This window comes from Falsiroseomonas stagni DSM 19981 (assembly GCF_900114315.1).
GTDB classification, from domain to species: domain Bacteria; phylum Pseudomonadota; class Alphaproteobacteria; order Acetobacterales; family Acetobacteraceae; genus Falsiroseomonas; species Falsiroseomonas stagni.
The window spans coordinates 41,049-66,784 of the sequence record NZ_FOSQ01000011.1; the positions used below are offsets into that span (position 1 = coordinate 41,049).

Consider the following 25,736-nt stretch of genomic DNA (forward strand, 5'->3'; position numbering starts at 1 on the left):
CAAAGGGGCCGCTGCCCCTTTGCGGGGGTGCAGGGGGCAGAGCCCCCTGCAAGGCCATCACCTGATCGGCGGCGCGTACATCAGGCCGCCGCGCGTCCACAAATCGTTCACGCCGCGCGGCAGGCCCACGGGCGATCCGGCGCCAAGGTGGCGGTCGAAGATCTCGCCGTAGTTCCCCACGGCCTTGATGGCGTTGTAGGCCCAGCGCCGGTCGAGGCCCATGAAGGGGCCGTGGTCGCCGGAGACGCCGAGCAGGCGGCGCACATCGGGGCGTTCGCTGCGCAGCATCTCGTCCACATTGGCTTGCGTGACGCCGAGTTCCTCGGCCTCGATCAGCGCGAAGATGGTCCAGCGGACGATGTCGAACCACTGGTCGTCGCCCTGGCGGACCGCGACGCCGAGGGGTTCCTTCGAGATGAGCTCGGGCAGGACCATGTGCTCCGCGGGGTTGCGGAGTGCGGTGCGCGTGCCGGCGAGCTGGGAGGCATCGGTGGTGAAGACGTCGCAGCGGCCGGACTGGTAGGCGACGCGGGTTTCGTCGTTGTTCTCGAAGACCAGGGGGCGGACGGTCAGACGGTTGGCGCGCGCCCAGTCCGCCAGGTTGAGTTCGCTGGTGGTGCCGGCGGTGACGCAGAAGGTCGCGCCGTCGAGCTGCGTGGCGCGCGTGACGCCGAGGCTGCGGCGGATCAGGAAGCCCTGCCCGTCGTAGAAGTTCACCGCGGTGAAGTTGAGGCCGTTGGCGGTGTCGCGCGAATGGGTCCAGGTGGTGGTGCGCGGCAGGACATCGATCTGCCCGGCCTGGAGCGCCGTCATGCGGGTGGAGGAGGTGAGCGTGGTGAAGCGCACCTTGTTGCCGTCGCCGAGCACCGCGGCGGCGACCGCGCGGCAGGTATCGGCATCGAGCCCGGCATAGGTGCCGCGGCTGTCCATGACGCCGAAGCCCGGCGCGCCGGGATGGCCGCCGCAATCGACCACGCCCTTGGCGCGTACGGCGGTCAGCGTCGGCCCGGCGGAGACGACGCTTTGCGCGAGGGCCGGCAGCGCCGTGACGGCAAGCAAGCCCAGCGCCGCGACTGTGCTGCGGATCATCCTGTTCCCCCCTGGTTGAGGCGCGCGGTGCGTGCCGCCGCCCATTGGAATCCCGCGATCCCGCCCAGCACGCAGGCCGCGATCAGGAAGCGCGTCGTGTCGTCCAGCACATGGGCGAAGGCGGCGACCAGCCCCGTCGCGGCCATGAGCAGGCGGACCGGCCAGCCCACCGGCGCCAGCAGGAAGCCGGCATAGCTGGCGGTGATCAGCGTCAGCGCCACCACCTGGTTCGATGTCGCCAGGATGATGTCGAAGGCCGATCCGCGGAACATGATGCCGGGGTCGTAGATGAAGGCGAAGCCCACGGTGAAGCCGGCGATGCCGAAGCGGGTCGCGTGCACGCTGGTGATGGTGGGGCTGGCCTTGGCGATCGCCGCCGCCGCGAAGGCCGCCGCCGCCACGGGTGGCGTCGCATCCGCGATCACCGCGAAGTAGAAGACGAAGAGGTGCGCCGCCAGCGGGTCCACGCCGATGCTGCGGCCCAGTTCCAGCACCTGCGGCACGCCGATCGCGGCGGCGATGATGTAGGACGGCGTCGTCGGGATGCCGAGGCCGAGCACCAGCACCGTCAGCGCCAGCAGCACCAGCAGCAGGCCGAGATTGCCATCCGCCAGCCCCTTGATGATGCCGCCGAAGGCCACGACCATCCCCGTCGCCGTCAGGGCGGAGACGACGATGCCCGCGCCGGCGATGGAGACCGCCAGCGGTGCCATGGTCAGCCCCGCCTGGGCCAGGCTCTCCACGATGTCCCGCAGGCTCATCCGCGTGCGCTTCTTCAGCATGGCGACGACGACCATGGCGACGGTGGCGCAGAAGGCGGCGTAGTTGCCCGACCAGCGCTCCATCATCATCCAGACCAGCACGGCGATGGGCAGCACCAGGTGGACATCGGCCAGGACTTCCCGCCAGGCGGGGATGTCCTTCAGCGGCATGCCGGTCATGCCCTGCTTCTTCGCCTCGAAATGCACGGCGGCGAGGATGGCGAAGTAATAGAGAACTGCACCAATAGCCGCGGCGATGACGATATCGCCATAGGGGATGTTGGTGATCTCCGCCATCACGAAGGCGGCCGCGCCCATCACCGGCGGCATCAGCGCGCCGCCGACGGAAGCCGCACTCTCGATCCCGCCCGCGACGGCGGGCTTGTAGCCGATGCGCGTCATCAGCGGGATCGTCATCGCGCCCGTGGTGATGACGTTGGAGACGGAGGACCCGCTCATCGTCCCGAAAAGGCCGGAGGTGATGACGGCGACCTTGGCCGGCCCGCCGGTGTAGCGCCCGGCGGCGGCGGCGCCGAGGTTGCTGAACAGCCGCCCCGTGCCGCTGCCCTGCATGAAGCTGCCGAACAGGATGAAGACGGCGATGGTGGTGGCGACGATGCCGGTCAGCGGGCCATAGACGCCGCCCGCGGTCGGCACCAGCCAGGCGGCTTCGACGATCTCCTGCGGCGTGAAGGGGCGGGCGTTGAAGATGCCCGGCACCAGGTAGCCCCACTGCATGTAGGCGAGGCTGCCCGCCACCATCCAGGCCAGGCCCGGTTCCACCGCGCGCCGCGTCGCTTCCAGCAGCGTGACGATGCAGGTGATGCCGAGCACCATCATCATGGGCGTGAAGGGATCGACGTATTCCATGCGGTCCGCGACCGCCATCCAGTTCCACATCACCCAGGCATGCGGCGCCGCGGCCGCGACCGCCCAGGCCCAGTCGAGCACCGAGGGTCGCCGCGCCGGGGATTTCCCGGGCCGCGCGGGATAGAGCAGGAACAGGATCGGCACGAAGACGAGCAGGTGGAACCCGCGCATCTGGATGGGTTCAGGGAATCCCACCGCGCCGAAATAGAGATGGACCGCGGCAGCCGCCGCGGCCCATGCCCAGCACACCCACTTCAGCGGGCCCGAAAGATCACGCATCCCGGCGTGCGAGGATACCGGCGGCCGTTCAGGCCGCCGGCATCACGCCCGCTTCGCGGAAGGCACGCGCGGCGCCGGGGTGCAGCGGCAGGCCGTTGTACTTCCAGGCCTCCCGCGGGTTGAAGGCGGCGCAGGACGCATGGATCTGCGTCAGCCGCGGCCCGGCATGCTTGATGAGGGTGCGGGTGATGCCATAGGCCACGGGCTCCGGCAGCGAATTATGGACCATGATGACGGTGTCCATCGTCGTCACCATCATGTCCTGCGTCTGGCCAAGGCTCGGATAGGTGTTCGCCGGCAGCAGGCCCTGGTTGTAGGCGAAGGTGTCCTGCAGGTGCTTCCGCACATCCTCCGGCCACGCCACCATCCGCGTGGCGCGGCGGCCCTGGCCGATCTCGGTCAGGATCGCGGCCGGCTTGGCGAGCGCGCAGTACAGGTAGTCCACCTGGCCGTCATTGTAGGCCGCCGCGATATCGGCATAGGACCCGTTGAGGTAGCGGCCACCGGAGTTCCGGATCGCGTCCGGGCTGGTGCCGAGGAAGCGCAGGATGCGCTGCAGCGTCATCTCATCCGTGCTGGAGCGCTGCGGGCAGGCGATCCGCAGGCCGCGCTGGGTCAGGATCTCCCGCATCCCCTCCGGCCCCGCATCGGCGCGGCGGATCAGATTGTGCTCGGTCGGGCTGTAGCCGACGCCCAGTGAGGAGATGTTCTCGTGCTTGGCCGTGTAGGGTTCCTCGCCCCGCGCGGCGGCGGCGGCGAAGGCATCGATGCCGAAGCCGACCTGGGACTGGTTGTTGTTCACGCGGGTGGAATTGGCGAGGCCACCGCCCGGCACGACGCGCAGCCGGATCTGCGGATTCTCCTCCGCGATCAGGGAGGAGAAGCCAGCGGCGATGGTGTACCATCCGCCGCCGACCGACCCCGCCACGAATTCGAAGGTCTGCTGCGCCTGCGCCGTGCGCATGAAGGGGGATGCCAGCGCGGCGGCGGCACCCAGCAGCGCGGCGCGCCGCGGAACGAACAGGGCCATGTCTTGTCTCTCCCAACCTCGACCTGAGGCGGCGATCATGCGCGGCATTGCGCGGGCTGGGCAAGGCCCGGCATCCTTGCGTCTCCGTAAGCTGGGAGTCCCTCCATGCGCCGCCGTACGCTACTGACCACCCTCGCCGCCGCCCCCCTCGCCGCCCGCGCCGCCCCCGCCCTCGCCCAGGGCAGCGCGGCCACCACGCTGCGCTACATGCCGCAGGCGGACGTCACCTCCATCGACCCCATGAGCACGACGAGCTACGGCGTCCGCAACCACGGCCATATGTGCTGGGACACGCTCTACGGCCCGGACGAGAATTTCGTCATCCGCCCGCAGCTGGCCGCCGGCCACACGGTGGAGGATGACGGGCTGCGCTGGACCTTCACGCTGCGGCCCGGCGTGCGCTTCCACGACAACGAACCGGTCCGCGCGCGCGACGCCGTCGCCTCCATCCAGCGCTGGTGGGCGCGGGACACGCTGGGCCAGACGCTGCGGGACCGGACGGACGCGATCACGGCGCTGGACGACCGGCGCTTCGAGATCCGCCTGAAGCAGCGCTTCGGCCCGATGCTGGAAGCACTCGGCAAGCCCAGCTCCTACCCCTGCTTCATCTTCCCCGAACGCTTCGCCACCGTCGATCCGGCCCGCCCCTTCACGGAAGTCGTGGGATCGGGCCCCTATCGCTGGGTGGCCGCCGAACGCCTCTCCGGCGCCCGCGCCGTCTACCAGCGGTTCGAGGGCTATGTCCCGAACCCCGCCGCGCCCAGCCTGCTCGGCGGCGCCAAGATGGCGCATTTCGAACGCGTGGTCTTCAACTGGATCCCCGATGCCGGCACCGCCGCCGCCGCGCTGCAATCCGGCGAGATCGACATGTACGAACAGGTGGCGCCCGATTTGCGCGGCCTGCTGGCACGCCACCGCGACGTGGTGCTGGACCGCGTGGATACCGGCGGCCTGGTCGCGCATCTCCGCTTCAACCAGCTGCACGCGCCCTTCGACGATCCGGCCGTGCGCCGTGCCCTGCTGCATTCCATCAACCAGTCCGACTTCATGACCTCCATCATGGGCAATGACAGGCGCCTCTGGTCCGATGGCATCGGGGCCTTCCCCACCGCATCGCCGCTCGCGAATGACGAGGGGATCGCGGCCATGACATCCCCCCGCAGCGTGGACCGCGCGCGGGAAGCGCTCCGCGCCACGGGCTACGCCAATACGCCCGTCACCGTCCTGCACCCCACCGACGTCACCAACAACAACACCCTGACCACGCTGCTGACGGACGTGATGAAGCGCAGCGGCCTGAACGCCGACAGCGCGACCAGCGACTGGGCCACCGTCCTGCAACGCCGCGCCAACCAGAACCCGCCCGGCCAGGGCGGGTGGAATGCCCTCATCGTCCTGTTCGGCGGCGTGGATTTGGCCAACCCCGGCGTCCACCCGCTGCTGCGCGGCAATGGCCGCCAGGCCTGGTTCGGCTGGCCCACCAGCCCGACCCTCGAAACACTCCGCGACGAATGGCTGGCGGCACCGGACCTCAATGCGCAAAGGCCCATCGCCCGCCGCGTCCAGGCCGCGCTGTGGCAGGACGCGCCCTACATCCCGCTCGGCCAATACTACACCGACGCCGCCTGGCGCCGCGGGCTGACGGGAATCCAGAAGGGGATGACACTGCCGCTGAACATCCGCCGGGGGTGAACGCGCTGTGCGAGAGGGACGCTGTCCCTCTCGCGCTCTCCCTGCCAGGGTCCAGCGGTGCCCCTCCCTCGATCGACCAATCTCAAGGGTGCCAAGGGGCCGCTGCCCCTTGGTGGGTGGGGCTCGGGGAGGGCGACGCCCTCCCCGAAACGCGTTTGCAGACGGCGCACCTCCGGGTGTATCGCCCCCTCATGATCCGACAGTTCGCGCAGTTCTACCGGCCGCATCTGCGGCTGGTCTTCATCGCCTTCGGTTGTGCCGCGGCCTCGGGGTTGCTGGAGCTTGGCTTCCCGATGGCCGTGCGGGCCTTCATCGACCATCTGCTGCCGCGGCAGGACATGCAGGTGGTGGTGCTGGCGATCGCGGGGCTGCTTGCGGTCTATCTGCTCAACGCCGTGCTGATGGCGATCGTCACCTATTGGGGCCATGTGCTCGGCATCGCGATCGAGACGGAGTTGCGCGCCCGCGCCTTCGACCATCTGCTGCGCCTGTCGCACCGTTTCTACGATGAGGAAAAGACCGGCCACCTGGTGGGCCGCGTGACCAAGAACCTGGAGGATATCGGGGAGGTCGCGCATCACGGGCCGGAGGATCTGCTGATCGCCTTGCTGACCTTCGCCGGCGCCTTCGCGCTGATGGTGATGGTCAGCCCGCAGCTCGCCTTGCTGACGGCGCTGATCGTCCCCATCGTCGGCTGGGCCGTCGCGCATTTCGGCGGGCGGATGACGGGCAACTGGCAGGCGCAGTTCCGGCGCGTCGGCGCCTTCAATGCGCGGATCGAGGAAGCGGTCGGCGGCATCCGCGTGGTGAAGGCCTTCGCGAATGAGGCGCATGAGAGGCGCCTGTTTGCCGCGGACAATGCGGGCTACCAGCGCACCAAGCTCGATGCCTATCGCATCATGGCCATCGGCACGACCTTCAACTACCTCGGCATGCGGCTGGTGCAGTTGGTGGTGATGCTCGCGGGCGCGGTGTTCATCGTGGGCGGCAGCCTCACCATCGGCGATTTCGTCGCCTTCCTGCTGCTGGTCGGCGTCTTCTACCGGCCGCTCGAGAAGATCAACGCGGTGATCGAGACCTATCCCAAGGGCATCGCCGGTTTCCGCAGCTACCTCGACCTGATGGCGACGAAGCCGGAGATCGAGGACGCGCTCGATGCCCGTCCCGCCCCCGCGCTTCGCGGCGCGGTGCGGTTCGAGGGTGTGACCTTCGGCTACGACCCTGCGCGCCCCGTGCTGCGCGGCATCGATCTGGCGGTGGAGCCGGGGCAAACCATCGCCCTCGTCGGCCCCTCCGGCGCGGGCAAGACCACGCTGTGTTCCCTGCTGCCGCGCTTCTACGATGTGCAGGGCGGCCGCATCACCATCGACGGCATCGACATCCGGCACATGACGCTGGCCTCGCTCCGCGCGCAGATCGGCCTGGTGCAGCAGGATGTGTTCCTGTTTGCCGGCACGATGCGGGAGAACATCGCCTATGGCCGGCTCGGCGCCTCGGATGAGGAGATCATGCAGGCCGCGCGGCGCGCGCGGCTGGATGCGCTGATCGCGGAGATGCCGGCGGGGCTCGACACGCTGATCGGGGAGCGCGGCGTGAAGCTCTCCGGCGGGCAGAAGCAGCGCATGGCGATCGCGCGCATCTTCCTCATGAACCCGCCGATCCTGATATTGGATGAGGCGACGAGCGCGCTGGATACGGAGACGGAGCGCGCCATCCAGCAGGCGCTGGCGGAGCTGGCGCAGGGCCGCACGACGCTGGTCATCGCCCACCGCCTGGCGACGATCCGTGACGCCGACCGCATCGTCGTCGTCACCACCGACGGCATCGCCGAACAGGGCACGCACCAGGACCTGCTGGCCCGCCCCGGGCCGTATCGGCGCCTGCACGAGGCACAGTTCACCGAAGCGTCCTAGGGTCCAAACCCAGCCATCTGCCGGGCGCCTGGCCGGTCTCTCGCGGCATCCGCCTCGGGTCTGACTGGGTTTGGACCCTAGCCCGGCGCCGCGAGGCCCCGCGCCAGGGCCAGCACCACGGCGGCAAGCTGCGCCCGCAGCGCCGGCAGGGGCGTCGTCTCCAGCTTCTCATCGAGGCCGAGGGAGACGATGCCGTGGACGGCGGCGAAGATGGATCGCGCCATCGCCTCCCGCTCCGCCGGCGTCGCCTGCGGCAGAAGGGCGGTGAGCGGCGCCTCCACATGGCGGAACAGCCGGGCGCGCTGGGCGCGATAATCCGGCGGGACCTCGGCATCCGCGGCCAGCCGGTGTTCGAACAGCGCGGCCCAGCGCGGGCGGTTCGCGGCCGCCCAGTCGAGATAGGCGAGCGAGAGCGCGAGGATGCGCGGGGCCGGCGCCGCCCCCTCCCCGGCCGCCGCCGAGACCGCCGCGTCCAGCAGGTCCAGCGTCCGCGCCTGCACGGCGAAGACCAGCGCATCGAGGTCCGGAAAATGCAGGTAGATCGCGCCGAGGGAGCACCCGGCCTCCTTCGCCAGGTCGCGCGCCTTCAGCGCGGCCAGGCCCCCCTCGGCGATCCGGTGCTCGGCGATATCGGTCAGGGCGGCGCGCAGCGCGGCGTGGCGGTCGGCGGTGGATATGGGGGGGGACATGGGGGGCAGCATAGCGGTTGAACGCCGTTCAGAAAACGATTGAACAACGTTCACGACGATGGCATAGCGAATTGAACGTTGTTCAAGGAACCCGCCATGCACCCGATCCTCACCCCGCCCACCCCCACCCCAAGCGCGAAGCCGGACCTGCTGGACGGGCTGAAGAACCTCGTGACGGCCGTCGCCGGCGTGATCCTGGCCTTCCTGATCCTGGCCCAGGCCGAGTGGTTCGGCCTGCCCTGGCAGGTCGCGCAGGTCATCGGGCTGGGGCTGCTGGCCATCATTCCCGCCACGCTCATGGTCGCGCTGCCGCTGAAGACATTGAAGCTGGGGGCTGGGCGGGATGCGCTGATGCCCTTCGCCATCGTCCATGCGGTGGCGATCATCGTCTCCGTGCCGGCCCTCCTCGGCCCGGGCCTGCCGACGGTGCTGATGACCTTCATGCCGGCCATCGGCGCGCTCCTGCTGGTGGCGCTGAACGCGGCGCTGGCCCTGACGGTCTGGTGGCCCGCCTTCCTGGTGGCGCGGGCCACGGGGCGGCGGCATCCCGCGCTGCTTCTGGCCGCGGCGATCTTCGCAGCCCTGACCATCCCGCCGGGCCTCGCCTCCCGCCTGATGGCGGAGCGGGAGGCCGCGCCACTCCGCGCGGAGGATGTCGCCGGCCGGCTGGAGGGCGAGGCGCCGCGGCGGCTGGAGATCGCCGTGGCGTCGGTGGCGGAGCGGGGCTCGCCGCAGCCCTTCCGGGATGCGCGCTGCGACACGCTGTGCGAGGGCCTGCTGCGCTCCGGCCAGGTGGACCGGCTGCGCATCACCTGGCAGGCGCCGGATGCGCCGCCGCGCAGCGTCACCTATGCCGCCGCCGCGCCCGATACCTGCCGCGCGGGGCGCCCCTGCGTCGCCACGGTGGAGGAGGCGGATTGGGCGCCCTCCCCCCGGCTGTCGGTGACGGAAACCACCCTGCCGGGGCCGCGCGCCGGGGACCGCCGCGGCAGCCGCCTGGTGACGCGCTTCGAGGTCACGCTGCCCGATGCCGGGGGCGACCGGCTGCTGGCGCGTTCCACCATGGTGCGAGCGGCCGTCGTGACCGTGCCGGTGCTGGTGGACTACAACTGGACGGACCACCAGACGGCGGTGGTCGGTGTCTCCCGCATTCATCGGCTGATGAACCCCATCGGGATGCGCGACATCCTCCTCGACACGCTGGGCTACGCCATGCCGCAAGATGAACGGCCTTCCTGACCGCGGCGCGCAGGACCATGCTGCGCGCAACACCACCGGGAGGAACCGCCATGCTCCGACGCAGCCTGCTGGCCGCCGCCGCGCTTCTCGCCACGCGGCCCGCCCTGGCGCAGCCCGCCGATGCCGCGGCGCGGGCGCAGCTTCTCCCCACCGGGCGGCTCCGCGTCGGCATCGGCGTGGGCCCCGCGGCCTCCGCCTTCTGGGCCATGCGCCAGCCCGATGGCACGGCGCGCGGCGTGACGGTGGCGCTGGCACAGGAAGCCGCCAGCCGGCTCGGCGTGCCGCTCGACCTGCTGCTGCTGAATTCTTCCGGTGAGGTGGTGGAGGCCGGCGCCACGGCGACGCCCTCCTGGGACCTCTCCTTCATGCCGGTCGATGCGGAACGGGTGGCCAGGCTCGATTTCGGGCCGGACTACTACCTCTCCACCAGCACCTATCTGGCGCCGGCGGGCAGTCCGCTGACCAGCGTGGAGCAGGCGAACACGCCGGGCATGCGGATCTGGGGTGTCGCCAACACCACGACCATCCGCGCCAGCCAGCGCACCGCGCCGCGCGCCACCATCACCGCCGCCGCCAGCCTGGACCAGGTGATGGCGGCGATCGCGCGGGGGGAGGTCGATGGCGTGGCGCTGGGGCGCGAATCGCTGGACAGCCTGCTGCCCCGCCTGCCCGGCGCGCGCATCCTGGATGGACATTTCCACGCGCTGGGCACCGCCATCGTCGTGCCGCGGGGCCGCCCCCTTGCCCATGCCTGGGCCACCGCCTTCATCGAAAGCGCCAAGGCCGATGGCACGGTGCGGCGCGCGCTGGATGCGATGTCCATCACGGGCCCGGTGGCGCCGGCGGGCAGCCGCACCGCGGGGGCCTGACCGCACGGGGGGGCGGAATCGTGTTGCAACGGGATGACGCGCGGGGATACACCGCGCGCGGTTGAGCAAGGCGACAGCATCGTTCGAAGGGAAGGACCCCGGACCATGTCGATCGCCCATGTTTTGCGTCACAAGGGAAATGCGGTCATCACCGTCCGGCCGGACACACCGGCCGGCGATGCCGCGCGGCTGCTCGCCGGCCACGGGATCGGCGTGCTGCTGGTGCGCGATGATGGCGGCACCATCCTCGGCCTGCTGTCGGAATCCGATATCGTCCGCGCGGTTGCCGCGCGGCCGCGCGGCGTCGCGGGCCTCGACGTCGCCGCGCTGATGCTGCGCGACCCGCTGCTGGTGGGGCCCGAGACCTCGATCCCCGTCGCCATCGACCTGCTGGCGGAAGGCATCCAGCGACACCTGCCGGTGGTGGATGATGGCGGCGTGCTGGTCGGCATCCTCGGCCTGGCGGATCTGGTGCGGCACCGCGCCCCCGCCGATGGCGGCGCCCGGGCGGACCGGCCACCGCGCAGCCGCCTGCACTGAAAGCCGCCTGCCGGGATTTCTTCAGAAATCGACGGCCCCCAACATTGCGAATGCGTGAACCCTACCGATATGCGCCAGGCGGAGGGGAACGCACACTAAGGACCGGCGCAGGGAGCGCTCATCACCATGAACATCGAAGCCGTATTGCGGCTGACGAGCCATGGGGTCATCGCGGTGACGCCGGAAAGTCCGGTGGCGGAAGCAGCGAGGTTGATCGCGGCACACCGCATCGGCGCGGTGGTGGTGCAGGACCGCGGCGGCAACGCCATCGGCCTGCTCTCCGAATTCGACATCGTCCGCATCGTGGCCGAACGCCGTGCCGGCATCCGCGGCCTGGCGGCGGAGGATGCGATGCGCCGCACGCCCATCTCCGTCCTGCCCGATACCAGCGTGGCGGATGCCATCGCGCTGATGGCGGATGGCGATCTGCGCCACCTGCCCGTCTGCACCCCCGAAGGCCGGCTGCTCGGCCTGGTGGGCCTGCGCGACCTGCTGCGCCACCGCCCGGATCCCGCCGCCCATCCCGGTGCCGCCGAGGGTCAGGACAACAGCCGCGCCTATGTGAACTGAACGCGGCGCCACTTTTGCCTGCCCCCGGCGCGCAGCCCGCGCTGGCGGGCCCGCGCTTCCTGGAGACTTCGCGATGATTCAACGCCGCCTGCTGCTCGGCACCCTTGCCGCGCCCTTGCTGGTTCCTGCCCTGGCGCGGGCACAGGGCTCGCCCTGGGTGCCCGACCGCCCGCTGCGGCTGCTGATCGGCTTCCCGCCCGGCGGTGCCTCCGATGCCGCCGTTCGCATCATCCAGCCCAGGCTTTCGGCATTGCTCGGCCAGACCGTCGTGGTGGACAACCGCGCGGGCGCCGGCGGCAACCTGGCGGCGGAAGCCGCTTCCCGCAGCGCGCCGGATGGCACCACCCTCGTCTCCGCCAATATCGGCACCCTGGCGGTGAACCCGGCGCTGGTGCGGCACATGCCCTTCCATCCCGTGAATGATTTGGCGCCGCTGTCGCTGATCTTCAACGCGACCAATGTCCTCGTCGTCCCCGCCTCCCGCCCCTGGCGGAGCGTGGCGGAGCTGGTGGCGGCGGCGAAGGCGCGGCCGGACACGATCACCTACGGCACCGGCGGCGTCGGCTCCCCGGGCCATCTCTGCGGCATCCTGCTGGACAAGATCGCGGGCACGCGCACCGTCTCCGTCCCCTATCGCGGCGGCGGGCCGCAGATGCTCGGGCTGGTGGCCGGGGAGCATGACTTCTCCTTCTCCCCCATGGGCACCGTCACCACCCACATCGCCGCCGGCACCATCCGGGCGCTGGGGGTTTCCACCCGCACCCGCGCGCCCGAACTCCCCGACGTGCCGACGATGATCGAGACCGGCCTGCCGGACTACGAGGTGCTGAACTGGGACGGCATCCTGGTGCCGCGCGCGACGCCGGCGCCGATCCGCCAGCGGCTGGGCGACGTGATCCGCCAGGTGCTGGCGGAGCCGGAGATCGTGTCCGAATTCGCCAAGCGCGGCCTGACGCCCCGCCCGACCAGCGAAGCCGCCTTCGCCGCGCAGCTCGCCTCGGACAGCGAAACCTGGCAGGGCCTGATCCGCGCGGCGGGGATCGAACCGAGCTGAAACGTGAAGGCCCGGGCGTTCATCCCGCCCGGGCCTTCTGTCGTCACCGTCATCATTCCGTCACAACCCGGGATTGCCGCTACTCGCGCCCCGGTTGCGAGTGTCAGGTCGGCTGGACAGCGGCGCGGCGTCGGCGCCACCACCAGCGCGCCAGGAAGAAGCCGACCACCGAGAAGGCGATGCCGCCGATCGCCCAGAAGATGTTCTCCGCCCCCAGCCAGGCGCCGAGGAACCAGCCCGCGGCCACGAAGCTCGCGGCCCAGACGCCGGCACCGATGAAGTTGAGGATCGCGAAGCGGCGATAGGACAGGCCCGCCATGCCGCAGGCCGCCGCCGCGACGTTGCGGATGCCGTAGAGGAAGCGGAAGCTCAGGATGAAGTAGGCGCCGTATCTGTGCAGCAGGACGGAGGCGCGTTCGAAATGCTTGCGCGCCTTGGGCATCCGCTCCAGCAGCCGCGGGCCGAATTTCCAGCCGAGATAGAACCAGCACTGGTCGCCGCAGAAGGATCCGAACCAGGCGGAGAGCATCAGGAGCCAGGGGTCGATGAGCCCGGTCGCCGAACCGACGGCCGCCGCGGCAATGACGAAGGTCTCGCCTTCGAGGAACGCCCAGAGGAACACGCCGAGATAGGCGAGTGAGCCCCAATCCTCCCAGATTTCTGCCAAACCTGCTCTCCCGCTCGTGATGAGCATGACTGATATGCAGGATGATGAAAAGACATCCAGGGACCATTAATGCGGTGTCACATTTAAGACAGGTCGGCGAAGAAGCTCAGAATTCGTAACGCAGCCGCGCCGTTCCGCCGACGCTGGTCACATTGCCGCTGAACTCACCCTCCATCCGGCTGTGCAGGGTGATGCGGTCGGCCAGCGTCACCTCCAGCCCCGCCCCGACCAGCGCCGCGTTCCGGTCCGGCCGCGCGCCATTCGTCACGAAGCCGGTGCTGCGCTCCCCCGCGAAGTTGGACAGCATGCCCGCTTCCCGGTCGAGGTAATGCGCCCAGGCCAGGCGCCCCACCAGCCGCAGGTTCAGCCCCAGCGACCGGCCGAGCAGGTCGCTCCGCCCGACCTCGTATTCGCCCCCCAGCCCGATCTCGGTCCGGGTCGTGGCCTGGGTGGTGGGCTGCACCGTCAGCGCCGCGGCGGTCGCGCCGCCCGAGGCGGTCTCCGAATAGCCCTCGCTCCGTGTCCAATGGCCCTGGTAGGCGAAGGCCGGGATCGGGGTGAAGCCGCCGATCTTCGCCATCTCGTAGGCCGCCTCGATCCGCGTGGACCAGGTCTGCGGCACCGTCTCCGCCCGCGCGGCCCCGTTGAGGTAGCTCATCGACCGGCTGGTATCGGCTTCCATCCGCGTATGGCTGCCGGCGAAGCCCAGGAAGAGCGGCCCGAACCAGTGGGAGCCGAAGAGGCCGCCTTGGAACACCTCCCCGCTCGCCCGCCCCTGCCCGCCATCCAGCGTCGCCTCCCCCTGCCCGCCCGCGAAGGCGAAGCCGAAGGTGGTCCCGGCGCCGAGCCGCATGTCGGTGCCGGCCACGCTGCCGGCATGGCGGGTCTGGCGCGTGGCGGAGCCGGTCGCGCCCTCTCCGGCGGTGCGGCCATAGCCGCCGGTCGCCGCCACCCAGACGGAATAGGGCTGGTCGGAGGACCTTTCCCCCCGCCGCAGCCGGGATCCGTCCAGCATCGCCGCCAGGAATTGCGACGCCGCCTGCTGGGTGATCGCGGCCGGCGCGGTGCCGACTTCCCCGGTCAATTGCCGGGCCGCGGCACGGGTCTCGCCAGCCGGCGCGTTCAGCACGCCGAAAAAGGGGTCGGCCGAGCCGCTCCGCGCATCCAGCGCGTTGGTGACGTTGACGACATTGGTGGGCGTGTCGGGCGCCAGGGTCGGCGTCAGCGACTGGGGTTGCAGCACCAGCGACACGCCATTCGGCGTCAGCGCGATCAGCGGGTTCACGCCCGCGCCGAAGCTGCCGGTGGTGGAGACCGCATCGAAGGCACCCGTCCGCCCGCCCGCGGCATTCACCAGCACGAAGGGCGTGTTGAAGGTGAAGCTGGTCCCGATCGGCACCAGGCGCAGCGTGCCCGCCAGCGCCGCGGTGCCGGAGACGTTGATGCGATCCGCCGCGCCGCCCTGCACCTCCATCACCGTCACCGATCCCGGCTGCAGGACGAGGTTGCCGGCGACGGTCAGCGTGCCGATGGAATTGCCCGGCGCGATGGTGCCCGCCACGGCCGTGGACCCCACCGTCCCCGTGCCGCCCAGCAGCCCGCCCGCCTCCACGCTGACGGGGGAGGCCAGGCTGCCATTCACCACCAGCGTGCCGGACCGGACGGTGGTGGTGCCGGTGTAGGTGCTCGTCCCCGTCAGGGTCAGTTGCGCGCCGCCGGTCAGCAGCAAGCCGCCGCCGGTCCCGTCCTCCGCCCCGCCATCGGTGATGGCGCCGGACAGGGTGCCGCCGCCGCCGATGGTCAGCAGGTTGCCGCCCAGCCGGACGGTGCCCGCGCCGGACAGTCCGGCGACGCTCGTGCCGGGCAGGTTCGCGCCGGAGATGTCGAAGGTCGTGCCCGCGCCGACAGAGACCGCGCTGCCCGCCAGCGACCCGGCGCCGGACAGCAGCAGGGAACCGGCCTGGATCGTGGTCGCGCCGGTGAAGCTGTGCGCCCCGGTCAGCGTCAGCGCGCCGCTGCCCTGTTTCACCAGCCCGCCCGTGCCGCTGACCACGCCGCCATAGGTCACGGCATCGGACCGGTTGAAGCCGAGCGTCGTACCCGCCCCCAGCGCGACATTGCCCGCGATGCTGCCGGTGGTGCCGCCATTCCCGACCGTGAGCGACCCGCCCTGCACCGCGATGCTGCCCGAGGTGGTGCTGGCGCCCGTCAGCACCCGCGCCTCACTGCCCGCGAAGGTCACGTTGCCGCTGCCGGTGATGTCCACCGGCAGCGCGCCGCCCGCGACGGACAGGATGGTCAGCGTGCCGGTGCCGAAGGTCTCGATCGTGCCGCCGGTCGCGGACAGCGTGCCGAGGGTGAAGGCCGCCATGGGGGCCGAATCGCTGCCCATCCGCAGCGCGCTGCCCGCCACCAGGTTCAGCCGGGCGCCATTGCCCGTGGCGCTGTCGAAGACCTGCAACGCGCTGCCGCCCCCGCCCAGCGTGATCGTCGCCGTGCCGAGCGAGCCGTTGGAGCCCACGCTCACCACGCCGCCCGCCGCCATGCCGATGCTGGCATTGCCGAGGCTCGCCGTGCCGGCCGGCCCGGTCATGTTGACGTCGATCGAGGCCGCGTTGGTGACGGTGGCATTGCCGAGGATGGAGGCGCCCAGCAGCACGATCGGCACGCCATTGATGGTCGCGCTGCCGCCGCTGGCGGTGCCGGAGAACTGCACCACCGTCGGCCCGCCCGTGCCGCCGCTGACCGCCGCATTGCCGAGGCTCGCCCCGTTCTGGAGCAGCAGCCGCACCGCGCCGCTGGGATCGGCCGGGCTCAGCAGGATGGTCGGCGCGAAGTCGGAGGCATTGGCGATGCCGGCGCCGTCCAGGGTCAGCGCGACGTCATTGCCGAAGCCGCCATTCAGGGTGATGGCATAGGCCGGCGCACCGGCCTCGAAGGACAGGGTGCCGAAGGCCCGTGAATTGTCGAGGAAGACGCTGGTCGTGCCGGTGGCGCCGAAGGTCGCGGTGCCGGTCGGCACCGAATCGGGGATCCAGTTCCCGCCCGATCCGAGGTCGCCGCTGCCGAAGCCGTTCCAGGTGCCGTCCTGGGCCGCGGCCTCGGCCGCGACAAGGGCGAGGCAGCCCAGCAGTGGCGCGATTCCGCCACCCACGCGCAGCCCTGCCATGATCCGTCCCGCCCCCGATTGCCCGCGCGTTGCTCAAGAATCTTGCGCAAAGGAGAGCTTAATCGTCGCGGCGGCCCGGCGTTAACCAGATTCGACGGGCGGTCAGCAGGCCTCGGCGCGGAAGACCCGGCTCGGCGTCACGAATTCCTCCTGCGCGGCGACCGTCAGGATCTCCCGGCTGCCGGCCTCCGCCGTGCGGCGCAGCAGCCCGTAGATGGAGGAGGCGGCGGCCGACAGCGCGACGGAGGCCTGGCCCCAGCGCAGGCGGTGGAACAGGAACAGCGCCGCGATGGCATCGCCCGCGCCATTGACGTTCACCGGCAGCAGCGGCGTGCGGACGCGCCAGAACTGCCCGCCATCGGCGGCCAGCAGGTCCATGGCGTCGGCGGGCGTATCATCCACCCGCAGGGAGGTCACCAGCACGCAGCGCGGGCCGCGGGCCTGGAGGGCGGCGACCGCCGCCTTCGCCTGGCCGAGCGTGGTGACGCTGGTGCCGGCCATCCATTCCAGCTCGAACTGGTTGGGGGTGATGATGTCGGCCGCCGGGATGGCGCGGTCGCGCATGAATTCGGGGATGCCGGGGCGGACGAAGATGCCGCGCCCGACATCGCCGATCACCGGGTCGCAGCAATACATCGCATCGGGGTTGGCGGCCTTCACGCGGGCGGTGGCGTCCAGGATCGCCTCCCCGATCCCGGCGGCGCCCATGTAGCCGGACAGCACCGCGTCGCAGCGCGGCAGGGCGCCGCGTTCGGCGATTCCCTCCACCAGTTCCTGGATCAGCTCCGCCCCGAAGACGCTGCCGCGCCAGGCGCCGTAGCCCGTGTGGTTGGAGAACTGGACCGTGTTCACCGCCCAGACCTCCGCCCCCAGCCGCTGCAGGGGGAAGACGGCGGAGGCATTGCCGACATGGCCATAGGCCACCCAGGACTGGATGGAGAGGATGTTCAGCGGGCGCCCCGAATCGGAGGGGGAGGTGGCCTGGTTCATGCGCTTCGTCCTGCTTCGCGCCCCCGCTATGGCGTCGCGGGGCGGGCAGGATCAACCCCAACCGCCGCGCAGCGGCGCGCATCGATCCCGGCGGGGCGCCGCCGCGCGCGGAAGGTTGCGCGTCGGCGCGCCCTCCCCTATAGCGCGCCTTCCCTGTGCCTGCCGGTCACCGTCGGCGGGACCTTCTGTATGAGCGGCGGACCGATGAAGCCCGACATCCATCCCGAGTACCACACCATCAACATCATCATGACGGATGGTACGACCTTCACCACCCGGTCGTGCTACGGGAAGGAAGGGGACACGATGCGCCTCGACATCGACCCGAAGTCCCACCCGGCCTGGACCGGCCAGCAGCGCGTGATGGACACGGGCGGCCAGATCGCCAAGTTCAACAAGAAGTTCGCCGGCCTCGGCGTCCGCAAGACGGCCTGAGCAATAGACGGCGGGCCAACCCGCCGTCCTGCCCGCGCATGATGAAGCGCGCTTCCGGCACCGCCGGGGGCGCGTTTTTTCACGTCCGCGCCCCCTCTTGAACGGCGCCAGGCCGTTGCTTAACTCCTGCATCGCTGGCGGTGCCCGATAGGGGCCGACAGCGCGGACCAGGGGTCCAGGTCGCCCGGTATCGGGGACCGTCACGACCCCTCGGATTCGCCGTGCAACGACCTTGCTCCCGCAGGAGGTCTTTCTATGAACACGCTCGATTTCGCTCCCCTCTTCCGCACCGCCATCGGCTTCGACCGCATGGCCCGCCTGGCGGAGACCGCGCGCGCCGCGGCCGAGGGATCCAGCTACCCCCCCTACAACATCGAGAAGACGGGCGAGGACAGCTACGTGCTGACCATGGCCGTCGCCGGCTTCGGGCCGGAGGACATCGATGTGGTGGCGCATGAGAACACGCTCACCGTCTCCGGCAAGGCGCCCCAGGCGCAGGCCGAGAATGGTCGCGTGCTCTATCGCGGCATCGCCGGCCGCGCCTTCGAACGCCGCTTCGTCCTGGCCGACCACATCGTGGTCGAGGGCGCGGATCTGCAGCACGGCCTGCTGCATGTCGCGCTGCGGCGGGAGGTGCCGGAAGCCCTGAAGCCGCGCCGCATCGCGATCCAGGCCGGCGCGCCGAAGGTCATCCAGAACGAGGCCCAGGCGGTCCAGCAGGCCGCCTGACGTCAGCGACCGGGCCGGCGGGACAACCCGCCGGCCTTTCCGCTACCCCTGCGGCCCCAGCTTGAAGAACGCCGAAGCCGCCGCCCTGCTGGCCTCCCGCTTGCCGATCTCGCGCTCCGCGCGGCCGATCTCCTCCCGCAGCGCCTCGATATAGGCGCGCAACTCCTCCACCCCCCAGGCATCGATCACCGGCGGCGTGAAGCGGTTCCGGGGCCGCGGCCCCTCCTCCTCCATCATTCCTGCTCCCCCGTTTCCTCGGGCTTTGACCCGGCCCGGCCCCCTCTCTATATCCGATGCTGACGAGGCGCGGGCGCCCCGGCGCGCGGTTCCGCGTGCCCAGGCGGCGGCCCGACCACCAAAGGGTAGAACATGAAGACGCCCCTGATGCCGAAGGCCACCGCGGTGTGGCTGATCGAGAAGACGTCGCTCTCCTTCGAGCAGATCGCCGATTTCGTCGGCATGCATCCGCTCGAGGTCCAGGCCATCGCCGATGGCGAGGTGGCGCAGGGCATCGTCGGCTACGATCCCGTGGCGAATGACCAGCTGACGCGGGAGGAGATCGTGCGCTGCGAGGCCTCCCCCGGCGCGCGCCTCCAGCTCACGGAACGGTCGATGCCGCTGCCGAAGCAGCGCGGCAAGGGTGCGCGCTACATCCCCGTCGCCAAGCGGACGGAGCGCCCGGACGCCATCGCCTGGCTGCTGCGCAACTATCCCCAGCTCTCGGACCCGCAGATCGTCAAGCTCCTCGCCACCACGAAGGAGACGATCGCGAAGGTGCGGGACAAGACCCATCCCAACACGCCGAACATCAAGCCGCGGGATCCCGTGACGCTCGGCCTCTGCACCCAGACCGCGCTGAACGAGGCGGTGGGCATCGCGATGGAACGCCATGGCGGCGGCCCGATCCCGCCGCCCCTGCCGATGGACGACCAGGCGGCCTGACCAGTAACCCTCCCCCGGTCGTCCGGGGGAGGGTGACGCCCTGCCTTAGTGCAGGCGCGTTCGCAGCTTCTCCATCTCCTCCTTCAGCCGGAGCTTTTCCCGCTTCAGCCGGACGAGCTCGAGGTCGTTCGGCTTCGGCCGACATCCCTCCTCGGCAATCCGTGCCTCCAGCGTCGCGTGCCGCTCCTCGAGGGATCGGATGCGTGCTGCTTCAGCCATGCGCAAGGTTCCTTGTCCGTTGCCACGCGGGGCAAAGGCAGGACGATCCGCGCCACGGTGGGCGCCACGATCCCAAGGATCGAAACCGGGAAGGCGGCACCCAGGCACCGGGGGCGCGCATCCGTCCCTTCTGCGCCCGCGCCTCCCATGTTATGCCGAGCCCCGGCAGGGTCCAGCACTATGTTTGCGATCCGCCGGGTCGAGCGGCACGTTTTTTCGAGGGGCCTTAACCCTTGATCAACCGTTGTTTCGCGGCCCCGATCTGCCTCTTCAACCGGCACCCAGGGGGCGCATGCAGGCCGACCGCGACAGCCTTCTCCGACGCCTGCATGAGCTGCGGAGCGAGCACCGGGACCTCGACACCGTCATCGCCCGGCTCAGCGAGGCCGGGACCGATGCCCTGCAGCTCCAGCGCCTCAAGAAGCGCAAGCTGAAGCTGAAGGACGAGATCGCCTGGCTCGAAGGCCGCCTCGTCCCCGACATCATTGCCTGAGGGTTCGCCCATGACCGAAGCCGTTGCCGACGGGGCCCCGCCCCGTGTCGGCGTCATCATGGGTTCGACCTCGGATTGGGAGACGATGCGCCAGGCGGCGGAGGTGCTCGCCGCGCTCGGCGTCGCGCACGAGACGCGCGTCGTCTCCGCCCATCGCACGCCGTACCGCATGGTGGCCTATGCCAAGGAAGCGGCCGGGCGGGGCATCCAGGTCATCATCGCCGGCGCCGGCGGTGCCGCGCATCTGCCGGGTATGGTCGCGGCCTTCACCACCCTGCCCGTCCTCGGCGTGCCGGTCGAAAGCCACGCGCTGAAGGGCATGGACAGCCTGATGTCCATCGTCCAGATGCCCGGCGGCATCCCGGTCGGCACGCTCGCCATCGGCAAGGCCGGCGCGCTGAATGCCGGGCTGCTGGCCGCCGCCATCCTGGCGCTCGGCGATCCCGCGCTCGGCGCGCGCCTGGCCGCCTGGCGCGCCGCGCGCACCGATGCGGTGCCGGACAGCCCGGCATGACCCGGCCCGTACCAGCCCCCTTGGCCCCCGGCTCCACCATCGGCATCCTGGGTGGCGGGCAATTGGGCCGCATGTCGGCGCTGGCCGCCGCGGCGCTCGGCTATCGCTGCCATGTCTTCGCCCCCGAAGCCGACAGCCCGGGCATGCAGGTCGCCGCCGCCCGCACCGTCGGCGGCTATGACGATGCCGTCGCCCTGGCCGCCTTCGCCGCCGCCGTCGATGTCGTGACCTTCGAATTCGAGAATGTCCCGGCCGCGACGCTCGACGCCCTGGCCCCCCTGGTTCCCTGCCGGCCCGGAGTCGCCGCGCTGCGCATCGGCCAGGACCGGGTGGCGGAGAAGCGCTTTTTCGAGTCGGCCGGCATTCCGGTCGGCCCCTGGCGGGAAATCACCACGCGCGAATCGCTGCATGCCGCGATCGCCGAACTCGGCCTGCCCGCCGTGCTGAAGACCACCCGGCTTGGCTATGATGGCCGCGGCCAGGCGGTGCTGCGGGCGCCCGGGGATGCCGATGCGGCCTTCGACCGGCTGGCGCCGCATCCGCTGATCCTCGAAGCCTTCATCCCCTTCGCCAAGGAGGTCTCCGCCATCGCCGCGCGCGGCGCGGATGGCCAGGTCGTGACCTTCGACGCGGTGGAGAACCGGCACGCCCACCACATCCTCGACCTCTCCTTCGCCCCGGCCCTGGTGCCGGCGGGAGTCGCCGCGGCTGCCCGCGCCCATGTCGCGGCCGTCGCCACGGCGCTGGACCTGATCGGCATCCTGGCGCTGGAGCTGTTCCTGCAGGCCGACGGCACGTTGTTGGCCAATGAGATGGCGCCCCGCCCCCACAATTCCGGCCACTGGACCATGGATGCCTGCGCCCATGGGCAGTTCGAGCTGCATATCCGCGCCGTGGCTGGCCTGCCCCTGCCCGATCCCGGCCGGCACCACGATGCCGTGATGAAGAACCTGGTCGGCCCCGATTCCTTCGCCGCCTGGCCGGCCCTGGCCGCCATGCCGGACGTGGCGCTGCACCTCTATGGCAAGGCGGAGGCCCGGCCGGGCCGCAAGCTCGGCCACGCCAACCGCCTGTTGCCGATCGGCAGCCTCGCCGAGGCGCAGGATCCCGCCGATCTCTCGCCCCTGTGACCGTTTTGCCATAATGGCGTGTGGCCGATCTGCCACACACCCGCCCGGCACACCAAGGAATATGCTGCATCCGCGCTGACATCGCCGATCAGGCAATGTTAGTCTGGTTCCCATGCAGCCGCCTTGGACGGGGGCATCGGCGGTCACACGTCGATGAGGTGGTCCGGTCGGGTGCGACGCACCTGTGATCAAGGAGTTGATCGAATGACCTTCCGCAAGGCCCTGCTGGCCGCCACCATGCTGGCGCTGCCGCTCGCCGCCCAGGCGCAGCCTGTGACCGGCTTCTACATCGGTGCCGGCGCCGGCGTGAACCTGCTCCAGGAATCCGACGTCGCCATCAAGGGCCCGGCCGCAACCGGCCTGACCAGCCCGCAGCGCAGCGGCTCGGTCGAATTCAACTACGGCTATGTCGGCGTCCTGAGCCTCGGCTACGGCTACGGCAACGGCCTCCGCGCCGAACTCGAAGGCAGCTACCGCGAGAACGAGGTCGACGGCGCCAGCGGCTTCCGCGTGCTCGGCACGCCGCTCCGCAGCGACGGCAAGGCCCGCTCCTACGGCGTGATGGCCAATGTCTTCTACGATTTCGACCTGGGCGCCGGTTCCTTCATCCAGCCCTATGTCGGCGCGGGCCTCGGCTTCCAGTGGCATGAGTATTCGGGCGTTCGCGCCCGCAACACCGCCGGCACCGGCTTCACCATCGATGGCGACCAGGGCCGCTTCGCCTACCAGGCGATCGTGGGCGCCGCCTTCCCGGTGAACGCGAATCTGTCCATCACGGCGGAATACCGCTTCATGGCCACGCAGCCCGCCGAGATCGACGTGCGCAGCAGCGCCGGCGCCCGCGGCACGGCCGATGTGGACAACATGAACCACAGCCTGCTGATCGGCCTGCGCTACGCCTTCGGCGCCGCCCCGGCCCCGGCCCCTGTTGTCGCGCCGACCCCGGCCGCCGCCCCGGCCCCGGCCCGCACCTTCCTGGTGTTCTTCGACTTCGACCGCGCCGACCTGACGGACCGCGCCCGCCAGATCATCGGTGAGGCCGCGACCAACAGCCGCACCGGCACGACGCGGATCGAGGTTTCCGGCCACGCCGACCGTTCCGGCACGCCGCAGTACAACCAGCGCCTGTCCGAGCGCCGCGCCGCCGCCGTGGCCGCGGAGCTGGAGCGCCGTGGCGTGGCGCGCTCCGCCATGACCATCCAGGCCTTCGGCGAGAGCCGCCCGCTGGTCCCGACGGCCGACGGTGTGCGCGAGCCGCAGAACCGCCGCGTCGAGATCGTCCTGCGCTGATCCAGCGCCGGACCTTCACGGCCCGACACGGAAAGGGGGTGCCGCAGGGCGCCCCCTTTTTCGTTGCACCACACTACCAAGAAATCACCTGAGGAAACCGCCGCATGATCCTGATCGGCCGCAATCTTTCCCCCTTCGTCCGCCGCGTCGGCGCCAGCCTGGCCGTCCTCGGCATCCCCTATGAGCAGCGCCACTACGGCACGGTGGACCAGCGGGCGGAGATCCTCTCCCTCAACCCGCTCGGCCGCGTGCCGGCCCTGGTGATGGATGACGGGGAGGTGCTGGTGGACAGCATCGCCATCCTGGACGCGATCGACGATCTGGTCGGGTCCGATCGCGCTTTGGTGCCCGCCACCGGCGCGCCCCGCCGCGCGGCCATGCGGGCGCTGGCGCTGGCCGTCGGCGCGACGGAAAAGCTGGTCGCCGCTTACCAGGAGACGAAGCGCCGCCCGGCGGAGTTCGTCTGGGCGGATGCCGCGGCGAAGCTGCTGGATCAGGCGGCGGGTGGCTTCACCGCGCTCGACATGCTGGCGCAGGGCCAGCCATGGCTGTGCGGGGAAGCGATGACCCAGGCCGACATCACCGTGACCGCCGCGCTGGATTTCGCGGATGCGGTGATGCCGGACTTCACCGCCGGCCGATTCCCCGCCCTCTCGGCGCTGCGGGATCGCGCCAATGCCGTCCCGGCCATCGGCGATACGCGCTGGAAAGGGTAAGGTTTTCTGCCATTGCCCATGCGGTGTGCAGGCCCGTTCGCCATCGCGCCCCGCATGGGCAATATCCCGGCATGTGATGAAAAACGCCGCAAATACGATGTTGCGGTGCAGCAAATTCGTCCCTAATTAACGGGCGGAGGGTACGTGCAAGACCGGCCACCACGATGGTGAAGGAAACCGCACGTGAGCACCTCCCCGCTCCTGAGCAGAAGACTTGTCCTGGGCAGCGCCCTGGCAGCCCCGCTCATCCTCCGCACCGGCGCCGCCCGCGCGCAGGAACCCGTCGATGTCGAACTGGTCCTCGCCGTCGATGTCAGCCGTTCGGTCGATGAGGTCGAACAGGAACTCCAGTTCAACGGCTACGCCGCCGCCTTCCGCGACCCCAAGCTGCTGGAAGGCATCGCCGGCGGGCCCCTCGGCCAGATCGCGGTGACCATGTTCACCTGGTCCGACTGGCACATCCAGGAGATGATGGTCCCCTGGATGAAGATCGATGGCCCCGCCGCCGGCGAACGCTTCGCCGCCGCGGTGGACGCCGCCCCCCGCCGCACCTGGCTCTACACCTCCATCTCCGGCGCCATGGACTACGCCGCCAACCTCTTCGGCCGCGGCTATGAAGGCACGCGCAAGGTCGTGGACATCTCCGGCGACGGCGTGAACAATTCCGGCCGGCCAGTCGCCGATGCGCGCGCCGACGCGCTGGAGAAGGGCATCGTCCTGAACGGCCTGGCCGTGCTGGACCGCACCCCCACCCCCTGGGCCGCCGGCCTGCCCCCGCTCGATGACTACTACCGCACGGAAGTCATCGGGGGCCCTGGCGCCTTCCTGATGGTGGCGGAGGGCTTCGACGCCTTCGAGACGGCGGTGAAGCGCAAGATCATCCGGGAGATCGCCAGCGCACCGCCGCCAGGGCCGCTGGTGGAGCGCGCCTTCGCGTGAGGAACGCCGGCTATCCCATTGTTCGTACGGTAAATCAGGGGGAGCGCTGCTCCCCCTGAAACCCCCTCGCCAGGGTCCAACGGGACCCTGGACCGCGAGGGTTAACGGCCACGGCCGGTCTTTTCCTGCAACGCATCGATGCGCCTGGAGGCATCAGCCTTGCTGAGGCCGGGGTCGGCTGCCGCGCCATGGGGTGGTCCTCCGTCCTGTGTTGCCAGAACCTTCACCCCACCAGCCGGTTCCCACCGCCCTCAGTACAGGCTGCCCGTCAGGCGCCCCGGCGCTTCCGCGTCATAGACCTTCCCATCCACCGCGCCTCCCGTCGCCGATTCCAGCAACTCACCCGCCGTCGGCAGGCTCGCCGGGCGCCTCGTCTCGCCCCAGAGCTTCGACCGCAGCAAGGCACGGGCGCACTGGAAGAACACCTCCTCGACCATCACGCGCAGCACCGTCGCCGGCTCCTTCCCCTGATGCGCCAGGCGCGCCCGCAGCGCCGGGTCGGTGCTGATGACCGCCTTGCCACCGACGCGCAGCGTCTCCCCCGACCCCGGCACCAGGAACAGCAGCGCCACATTCGGGTCGCTGACGATGTCGCGCAGCGCGTCGAGGCGGTTGTTGCCGCGGCGATCGGGCAGGAGGAGTTCGGTCGGCGACGCCACCTGCACGAAGCCCGGCCCATCGCCCCGCGGCGTGCCATGCACCCGCCCATCGGCGTTGCGGGTGGAGAGGATGCAGAAGGGGCTGCCCGCGATGAAGGCGGCGCTCGGCGCATCCAGGTCGCGGCGCACCTTGATGACGGAGTTGTGGTTCGGCGGCCCGTAGAGCGCTTCCAGCGCCTCCAGGCTCGTCACGGCGTGCGGATCGGTCAGGGGCGCTTCGGGCATGGGCGCCATCCTGCCCCCGCCCGG

At 70.6% G+C, this 25,736-nt stretch carries 27 protein-coding genes; 16 read left to right on the forward strand and 11 right to left on the reverse strand.

All coding sequences use genetic code 11. The features are described 5' to 3' along the window. Positions 1-57: 57 nt before the first annotated feature. From BM041_RS22360 to BM041_RS22370, 3 genes are read right to left on the reverse strand one after another with little or no spacing between them, the layout of a single operon-like run. Positions 58-1,089 (reverse strand): amino acid ABC transporter substrate-binding protein, encoded by a 1,032-nt coding sequence (locus BM041_RS22360; protein WP_092962132.1) that lies wholly within the window; start codon positions 1,087-1,089, stop codon positions 58-60. Further along, complete coding sequence (locus tag BM041_RS22365; protein WP_092962133.1) at positions 1,086-2,999, reverse strand: TRAP transporter permease; 1,914 nt, start codon at positions 2,997-2,999, stop codon at positions 1,086-1,088. Before BM041_RS22365 ends, BM041_RS22360 begins: the two co-directional genes overlap by 4 nt. A 28-nt stretch (positions 3,000-3,027) precedes the next feature. Further along, positions 3,028-4,029 carry a TAXI family TRAP transporter solute-binding subunit gene (locus tag BM041_RS22370; RefSeq protein ID WP_175534094.1) on the reverse strand — a complete coding sequence of 334 codons (1,002 nt, stop codon included), beginning with the start codon at positions 4,027-4,029 and terminating at the stop codon, positions 3,028-3,030. A gap of 105 nt (positions 4,030-4,134) precedes the next feature. Here BM041_RS22370 and BM041_RS22375 point away from each other — a divergent pair, with 105 nt between their 5' ends. Further along, positions 4,135-5,721, forward strand: a complete 1,587-nt coding sequence (locus BM041_RS22375; RefSeq protein WP_092962135.1) for an ABC transporter substrate-binding protein — start codon at positions 4,135-4,137, stop codon at positions 5,719-5,721. 191 nt (positions 5,722-5,912) lie between these two features. Then, positions 5,913-7,634: an ABC transporter ATP-binding protein gene (locus tag BM041_RS22380; RefSeq protein WP_092962254.1), complete on the forward strand. Its 1,722-nt coding sequence runs from the start codon at positions 5,913-5,915 to the stop codon at positions 7,632-7,634. A 77-nt stretch (positions 7,635-7,711) separates the two neighbouring features. On the opposite strand, the gene BM041_RS22385 is transcribed toward BM041_RS22380, so the two are convergent. Continuing rightward, a complete protein-coding gene (locus tag BM041_RS22385) occupies positions 7,712-8,323 on the reverse strand; it encodes a TetR/AcrR family transcriptional regulator (protein ID WP_217648811.1) in 612 nt (203 codons plus the stop codon). Positions 8,324-8,419: 96 nt separating this feature from the next. Between BM041_RS22385 and BM041_RS22390 the strand changes: the two genes are divergently transcribed. The 5 genes from BM041_RS22390 to BM041_RS22410 all read left to right on the forward strand — a co-directional run bounded on the left by BM041_RS22390 (position 8,420) and on the right by BM041_RS22410 (position 12,595). Beyond that, complete coding sequence (locus BM041_RS22390; protein WP_092962136.1) at positions 8,420-9,562, forward strand: hypothetical protein; 1,143 nt, start codon at positions 8,420-8,422, stop codon at positions 9,560-9,562. A 50-nt stretch (positions 9,563-9,612) separates the two neighbouring features. After that, positions 9,613-10,431, forward strand: coding sequence for a transporter substrate-binding domain-containing protein (locus BM041_RS22395; RefSeq protein WP_175534095.1), 819 nt, complete (start codon positions 9,613-9,615; stop codon positions 10,429-10,431). Positions 10,432-10,536: 105 nt separating this feature from the next. Next, positions 10,537-10,971: a CBS domain-containing protein gene (locus BM041_RS22400; protein WP_175534096.1), complete on the forward strand. Its 435-nt coding sequence runs from the start codon at positions 10,537-10,539 to the stop codon at positions 10,969-10,971. A 126-nt stretch (positions 10,972-11,097) separates the two neighbouring features. Next, positions 11,098-11,541 carry a CBS domain-containing protein gene (locus BM041_RS22405; protein WP_092962139.1) on the forward strand — a complete coding sequence of 148 codons (444 nt, stop codon included), beginning with the start codon at positions 11,098-11,100 and terminating at the stop codon, positions 11,539-11,541. Between the two features lie 73 nt (positions 11,542-11,614). Next, positions 11,615-12,595 (forward strand): Bug family tripartite tricarboxylate transporter substrate binding protein, encoded by a 981-nt coding sequence (locus BM041_RS22410; protein WP_092962140.1) that lies wholly within the window; start codon positions 11,615-11,617, stop codon positions 12,593-12,595. Positions 12,596-12,698: 103 nt separating this feature from the next. Here BM041_RS22410 and BM041_RS22415 read toward each other — a convergent pair whose 3' ends face one another. The 3 genes from BM041_RS22415 to pdxY form a co-directional block, all read right to left on the reverse strand. Further along, the gene (locus BM041_RS22415) at positions 12,699-13,262 is read right to left on the reverse strand and encodes a DedA family protein (RefSeq protein WP_092962141.1); all 564 of its coding nucleotides are present in this window, start codon (positions 13,260-13,262) and stop codon (positions 12,699-12,701) included. 106 nt (positions 13,263-13,368) lie between these two features. Then, positions 13,369-16,431, reverse strand: a complete 3,063-nt coding sequence (locus BM041_RS22420) for an autotransporter outer membrane beta-barrel domain-containing protein (protein ID WP_092962142.1) — start codon at positions 16,429-16,431, stop codon at positions 13,369-13,371. Positions 16,432-16,533: 102 nt separating this feature from the next. Then, positions 16,534-17,421: a pyridoxal kinase PdxY gene (pdxY, locus tag BM041_RS22425; protein WP_456303968.1), complete on the reverse strand. Its 888-nt coding sequence runs from the start codon at positions 17,419-17,421 to the stop codon at positions 16,534-16,536. A 204-nt stretch (positions 17,422-17,625) separates the two neighbouring features. Between pdxY and rpmE the strand changes: the two genes are divergently transcribed. Continuing rightward, entirely contained in the window at positions 17,626-17,856 is a 231-nt protein-coding gene (gene rpmE / locus BM041_RS22430) for a 50S ribosomal protein L31 (RefSeq protein ID WP_092962143.1), read from the forward strand. A 255-nt stretch (positions 17,857-18,111) separates the two neighbouring features. After that, positions 18,112-18,585: an Hsp20 family protein gene (locus BM041_RS22435; protein ID WP_092962144.1), complete on the forward strand. Its 474-nt coding sequence runs from the start codon at positions 18,112-18,114 to the stop codon at positions 18,583-18,585. 42 nt (positions 18,586-18,627) lie between these two features. Here the strand turns inward: BM041_RS22435 and BM041_RS30745 are convergent, their stop codons facing one another. Beyond that, the gene (locus tag BM041_RS30745) at positions 18,628-18,822 is read right to left on the reverse strand and encodes a DUF1192 family protein (protein ID WP_175534097.1); all 195 of its coding nucleotides are present in this window, start codon (positions 18,820-18,822) and stop codon (positions 18,628-18,630) included. Between the two features lie 132 nt (positions 18,823-18,954). Between BM041_RS30745 and BM041_RS22445 the strand changes: the two genes are divergently transcribed. Further along, positions 18,955-19,527, forward strand: a complete 573-nt coding sequence (locus BM041_RS22445; RefSeq protein ID WP_092962145.1) for a cell cycle transcriptional regulator TrcR — start codon at positions 18,955-18,957, stop codon at positions 19,525-19,527. 45 nt (positions 19,528-19,572) lie between these two features. On the opposite strand, the gene BM041_RS22450 is transcribed toward BM041_RS22445, so the two are convergent. Beyond that, on the reverse strand, positions 19,573-19,746 hold the full coding sequence (locus BM041_RS22450) for a YdcH family protein (protein ID WP_092962146.1): 174 nt from the start codon (positions 19,744-19,746) through the stop codon (positions 19,573-19,575). Between the two features lie 292 nt (positions 19,747-20,038). Between BM041_RS22450 and BM041_RS22455 the strand changes: the two genes are divergently transcribed. The 6 genes from BM041_RS22455 to BM041_RS22480 all read left to right on the forward strand — a co-directional run bounded on the left by BM041_RS22455 (position 20,039) and on the right by BM041_RS22480 (position 24,828). After that, entirely contained in the window at positions 20,039-20,239 is a 201-nt protein-coding gene (locus BM041_RS22455) for a YdcH family protein (protein WP_092962147.1), read from the forward strand. A 10-nt stretch (positions 20,240-20,249) separates the two neighbouring features. After that, positions 20,250-20,753, forward strand: coding sequence for a 5-(carboxyamino)imidazole ribonucleotide mutase (gene purE / locus BM041_RS22460; RefSeq protein WP_092962148.1), 504 nt, complete (start codon positions 20,250-20,252; stop codon positions 20,751-20,753). Continuing rightward, positions 20,750-21,883 (forward strand): 5-(carboxyamino)imidazole ribonucleotide synthase, encoded by a 1,134-nt coding sequence (locus BM041_RS22465; RefSeq protein ID WP_092962149.1) that lies wholly within the window; start codon positions 20,750-20,752, stop codon positions 21,881-21,883. The genes purE and BM041_RS22465 overlap by 4 nt, the downstream gene beginning before the upstream one ends. A 204-nt stretch (positions 21,884-22,087) precedes the next feature. Then, the gene (locus BM041_RS22470; RefSeq protein WP_092962150.1) at positions 22,088-23,173 is read left to right on the forward strand and encodes an OmpA family protein; all 1,086 of its coding nucleotides are present in this window, start codon (positions 22,088-22,090) and stop codon (positions 23,171-23,173) included. A 104-nt stretch (positions 23,174-23,277) separates the two neighbouring features. Beyond that, on the forward strand, positions 23,278-23,889 hold the full coding sequence (locus tag BM041_RS22475; protein ID WP_092962151.1) for a glutathione S-transferase family protein: 612 nt from the start codon (positions 23,278-23,280) through the stop codon (positions 23,887-23,889). 183 nt (positions 23,890-24,072) lie between these two features. Beyond that, positions 24,073-24,828 carry a DUF1194 domain-containing protein gene (locus BM041_RS22480; protein ID WP_245762225.1) on the forward strand — a complete coding sequence of 252 codons (756 nt, stop codon included), beginning with the start codon at positions 24,073-24,075 and terminating at the stop codon, positions 24,826-24,828. Between the two features lie 101 nt (positions 24,829-24,929). Here the strand turns inward: BM041_RS22480 and BM041_RS30995 are convergent, their stop codons facing one another. Beyond that, a complete protein-coding gene (locus BM041_RS30995; protein WP_092962152.1) occupies positions 24,930-25,055 on the reverse strand; it encodes a DUF3072 domain-containing protein in 126 nt (41 codons plus the stop codon). Between the two features lie 24 nt (positions 25,056-25,079). Next, on the reverse strand, positions 25,080-25,712 hold the full coding sequence (locus BM041_RS22490; RefSeq protein WP_092962153.1) for an MSMEG_1061 family FMN-dependent PPOX-type flavoprotein: 633 nt from the start codon (positions 25,710-25,712) through the stop codon (positions 25,080-25,082). Between the last annotated feature and the right edge of the window lie 24 nt (positions 25,713-25,736).